This is a genomic window from Acinetobacter lwoffii (assembly GCF_024129115.1).
GTDB classification, from domain to species: Bacteria; Pseudomonadota; Gammaproteobacteria; order Pseudomonadales; family Moraxellaceae; genus Acinetobacter; species Acinetobacter lwoffii_T.
In genome coordinates this window covers 1-4,357 of record NZ_JAMXXO010000045.1, presented here as the reverse complement: position 1 = coordinate 4,357, position 4,357 = coordinate 1, and the positions used below count along the sequence as shown (strand labels likewise).

Here is a 4,357-nt window from a genome sequence, read left to right as displayed (position 1 = left end):
GCTGGTACTTTGCTCTGCTCCTCCCAAACCTATCAGATATTTAGTGTCGCAAAGTGGCTCGACTTTGAAACATGGCAAAAGCCATATTTCAAAGCATCGAGCTAAATTTTGATTTTTTATGTCATATCAATTTGCAAAGAATAAAGGCACTCTTAGATACTAAAAAAAGGAATTAAAAATGAGAAAACATTTGATTTTCCTAAGTTTTATAGTAATGGTTTTCATTTTAGCTATGGTTATTAAGATCGAAAATGATCAGAAAAAAAGGCAAGAGTTAAGTAAATTGGAGTTAGTTAAAAAGAAAGTTAATTAAGCAAAAACTGAGTTATACTTTTTTGATAACGATAATAACTAAGCCCAGAAAGCGCCTAATCTCAGCACTGCACCTGCTGGGATTTTTTTTATTTAAATATCTGATATAGTGGTACTTATATAAAATATTATAACTTAGGTGGTCCATGCCTAGCCTAACTCTCAAAGCCACATCAAAAAGATGCTTCGAGCCTAAAGTTCTAATGATTCTAATCGAGTGTCTGCCTGATGAACAAAGGCCTCCTATCAAAGAGTTATTAACCTCTTATCCTGTAGAAATTAAACTAAATCTAACTCCAGAAGTCTTAGAACCCACTATCGAAAAAATACTAAAACGCTTAGGCAGAGCATTTATTATCAGTAAGTAGATCAGTTCTGAAGTTTTCTTAAAATTAACATAATATAACTGTTTTTTCCTTCAATATCATTATATTAGAGATTGCCGCCTTGAATCATAGAGCAACAGGGCGGCAACTTTTCTATTTTTTATGTTCTACGGTTTTAATTAGATATTTTAATAATTAAATTCATTCCAGTAAGAACCGAGCGAGTGTCTACGAGCGATCACCTGGCATTAAAATTTTGCCCCTGCCTTTTCCCTGATTACAAGCCCCCCCTTTGCTTCTTAACGAAAGATATAGAGCATCCCGAAGGGTGCGAACTGTATTAATTAGAATCTAAACGAGCGAAGCGAGCATAAAGATTACTGAGCGAAGCGAAGGCCTAGTTTCTTTTTTTATTAAATCCTCAACTTCTATTTAAAAAAAACAGCCCCTCAACCGAGCTTTAGCGAGGTTAAAACGTCCGAGCTTTAGCGAGGGCATAGGGCTGTTTTCCATGCTCACTTATGCTTTTATATATATTTTAAAGCTTTTAAATGCTTTTAGACACTCTTAAACCCTTACTACAGAAGGGTTTCAAGCCCTATAAAAGGACATTTAGTCGGTTATAAAAGGACATTTAGTCGGTTATAAAAGGACATTTAGTCGGTTATAAAAGGACATTTAGTCTTGATTTAAGGACTTAATTAATATTGACCTTTTAATGATAACTTTATACAGTGTCCTTACTTTGAATAATAATATGCTTTGAAGATGAAGAATGAGCTTGTTGTGAAAGATAACGCATTAATGAACGCTAGTTATAATTTAGAAGTAACCGAACAGCGCTTAATACTTCTTGCAATCATTAATGCAAGACAAACAGGTAACGGTATAACTGCTGATAGTAAGTTAGAAATACATGCTAATGATTACGCTAGTCGTTTTAATGTTAGTAACGATGGTGCTTACAAAGCACTGAAAAGTGCTGTTCTAAACCTGTTTGATCGTCAATTTTCATTTAAAGAAGAAGATAAAAAGGGAAATGTAGGAACTGTTAAGTCTAGATGGGTAAGCCGTATTAAATATATTGATGATTCAGCTACATTAGAAATCACTTTTGCACCAGATGTAGTGCCTTTGATTACAAGACTTGAGCAACAGTTCACTAGTTATCAACTTAAGCAGGTCACACAGCTTACAAGTAAATACGCTATTAGGCTTTATGAGTTAATCATTGCTTGGCGCGAAGTTGGCAAAGTTCCACAAATTGAGTTAAGTGACTTTAGAAATAGAATTGGGCTTGAAAATACTGAATATACAGCGATGTGTGATTTCAAAAAGCGTGTATTAGAACCAGCAATCAAACAAATCAATGAACATACAGACATCGTAACAACTTATGAGCAACACAAAAAAGGGCGTTCAATTACAGGCTTTTCATTCAAATTTAAGCAAAAGCAAATAAGAACTGAAGTTAAAAAAGACAAAAATATAGGAGATTTTTTTAACCGAATGACTGATTCACAACGTCTTAAGTTTGGATCTAAACTTGCCTATGATGAGCGTGTACAAAGTGAGTATAGCCACTTAATTGGTACTGGAAATTATGAACAATTCGGACAACTTTTAGCTGAAATGCTAGCAGAAAAAAGACACTTTGAAATGTTCTTTCCTTTGCTTGTAGAGCATGGTTTTAACGTATAAAAATAAAAACTAATTACACTTAAGATTAAATAACTCTCTATCTCTGTCTTCTGTTAAATACTCGTTGAGTTCAGCGAGTATTTTTTCTTTATTGGCTTCATTGGCATTCATTTTTTTAATCAAATAAGAACCGAGCAAAATTTTGCGTCGAGTATCATCTTTTCTTTCCTGCTCTTTTTGTTTTGATTTTTCTCTAGCTTCGATAGCCTGTTTACGAGCCTTTAACTGTTTCAACTTTTCCAACTGGGCTTCAATTTTCTTTTCGAGATTTTCAGCAGCTTTTGTCATGATTCAGATTTCGGGATATAGAAAACCACTCAAGCATAAGGCCCTATGAATTGAAATTCAAGCGGGCTATATGCTATCGTGTTTTTCATGAAATGCGCACTTACGACTTGGATTTCATCCAAGTCAAAGTTTGCGTAAGGGGATTCCCCTTAACCCCAAAAAATTGCTACGCAATTTTTAAAAGCAAAAGCAAAACCATCACAAGGCTAAGGCATGGCAATTTATCACTGTACGACCAAGACCATTAACCGAAGTTCTGGACGAACTGCGGTAGCATCTATGGCCTATCGTGCAGGAGAAAAATTGACAGATGAACGGACAGGATTAACGCACGACTTTACGAGAAAAGAAGGTGTGGCTTATACCGAAATTATCTCGAACTTAGATACTCAAATTGATCGTGCCGAACTCTGGAATCTGGCGGAAAAAATGGAAAACCGCAAAGATGCCAGAACCGCTAGAGAATGGGTTATTGCTTTACCTGATGAATTGGACGAAGAACAACGCAAGGAACTCGCTAAAGACTTCGCCAAGTCCTTAGTAGATCGCTATGGGGTGGTCGCAGATTTAGCGATTCATGCACCCAGCAAAGGTGGAGATGATAAAAACCATCATGCACATATCTTGCTAACAACTCGCAAAGCAGAATTGGACCCTGAAAATAAATTAGTCCTTACTCAAAAAACGGAAATTGAACTAAGTAACACCAAAAGAAAAAGCCTAGGCATGGGAACAAGCCAGGAAGAAATTAAACAGATTCGAGCCACCTGGGCAAACTTAGCCAATCATGCTCTGGAATATGCAGGGTATCGGGAAAGAATCGACCACCGCAGCTATGCCGATCAGGGCAATCAGCTACAAGCCACCATACATGAAGGCAGCAAAGTCACCCAGATGCGTAGGAAAGGCATAGATACTGAGATCAGCCGTTTCAACGACACAATCAAACAGCAGAACAGCCAGCAGCTCCAATACCAACAACAGCACAAGGAAAAGACCTTAGAACAGGGTTTTAACCGTGTTGAACAAGGGTTTGAGCAATGGAAGAAAGATCAAGAAGCTAAACGCCTAGAACTGGAACATAAAAAGCGGTTAAAGCTACAGCAAGAACAAGCTATGAAGCTGAAACAACGCAAAAGCATGAATAGAAATGGGCCTTCCCTATGAGCAATCAAAACGATTTAGACGACCAGTTATATATTTTATTAGCTTCGATGAAGGAATACAGGGAAGCCATAGCAGACGATAAGAAGCGATTAGAGACATTTTACACCCAAGTAGCTAGTGGGGTACTAGATAAGGCTGAAAAGTCACTACAGGAGACAAATAAACAAGCTATAGGGGCATTAAAGAGCCGTATTGAGGAGTTAGATAAAGCAACTAGCCGTCTTAACTATCAATTTATTGCCGTGTTTGCCAGCGCCTTTGTAGCGTTGGTAATGGTGCTGTTCTTGGCGTTATTTTTATTTGTCCCAAGTATGGATGAAATCCAGCAGCGCAGATCGGAAGTAAACAACCTGAAAAAATACAGTTTAGATCTATCAAAATGTGATGGGAAAACATGCGTTAAAGTGATGACAAAACAATGTGGCTATGGGAAAAATGGCGATTATTGTGTGATTGACCCTAAATAATTGCCGCTGGTACTTTGCTCTGCTCCTCCCAAACCTATCAGATATTTAGTGTCGCAAAGTGGCTCGACTTTGAAACATGGCAAAAGCCATATTTCA

At 37.2% G+C, this 4,357-nt stretch carries 4 protein-coding genes; 3 read left to right on the top strand and 1 reads right to left on the bottom strand.

Annotated elements, in window-relative coordinates; genetic code table 11:
* The first annotated feature begins 1,406 nt into the window (after positions 1-1,406).
* Positions 1,407-2,339, top strand: a complete 933-nt coding sequence (gene repM, locus NI470_RS15465) for a replication initiation protein RepM (protein ID WP_179995818.1) — start codon at positions 1,407-1,409, stop codon at positions 2,337-2,339.
* Positions 2,340-2,348: 9 nt separating this feature from the next.
* On the opposite strand, the gene NI470_RS15460 is transcribed toward repM, so the two are convergent.
* Entirely contained in the window at positions 2,349-2,627 is a 279-nt protein-coding gene (locus tag NI470_RS15460) for a mobilization protein (protein WP_180009818.1), read from the bottom strand.
* 213 nt (positions 2,628-2,840) lie between these two features.
* Between NI470_RS15460 and mobQ the strand changes: the two genes are divergently transcribed.
* Positions 2,841-3,794: a MobQ family relaxase gene (mobQ, locus tag NI470_RS15455; protein ID WP_180004498.1), complete on the top strand. Its 954-nt coding sequence runs from the start codon at positions 2,841-2,843 to the stop codon at positions 3,792-3,794.
* Positions 3,791-4,261, top strand: coding sequence for a hypothetical protein (locus NI470_RS15450; protein ID WP_179997526.1), 471 nt, complete (start codon positions 3,791-3,793; stop codon positions 4,259-4,261). The genes mobQ and NI470_RS15450 overlap by 4 nt, the downstream gene beginning before the upstream one ends.
* The last annotated feature ends 96 nt before the right edge of the window (positions 4,262-4,357 follow it).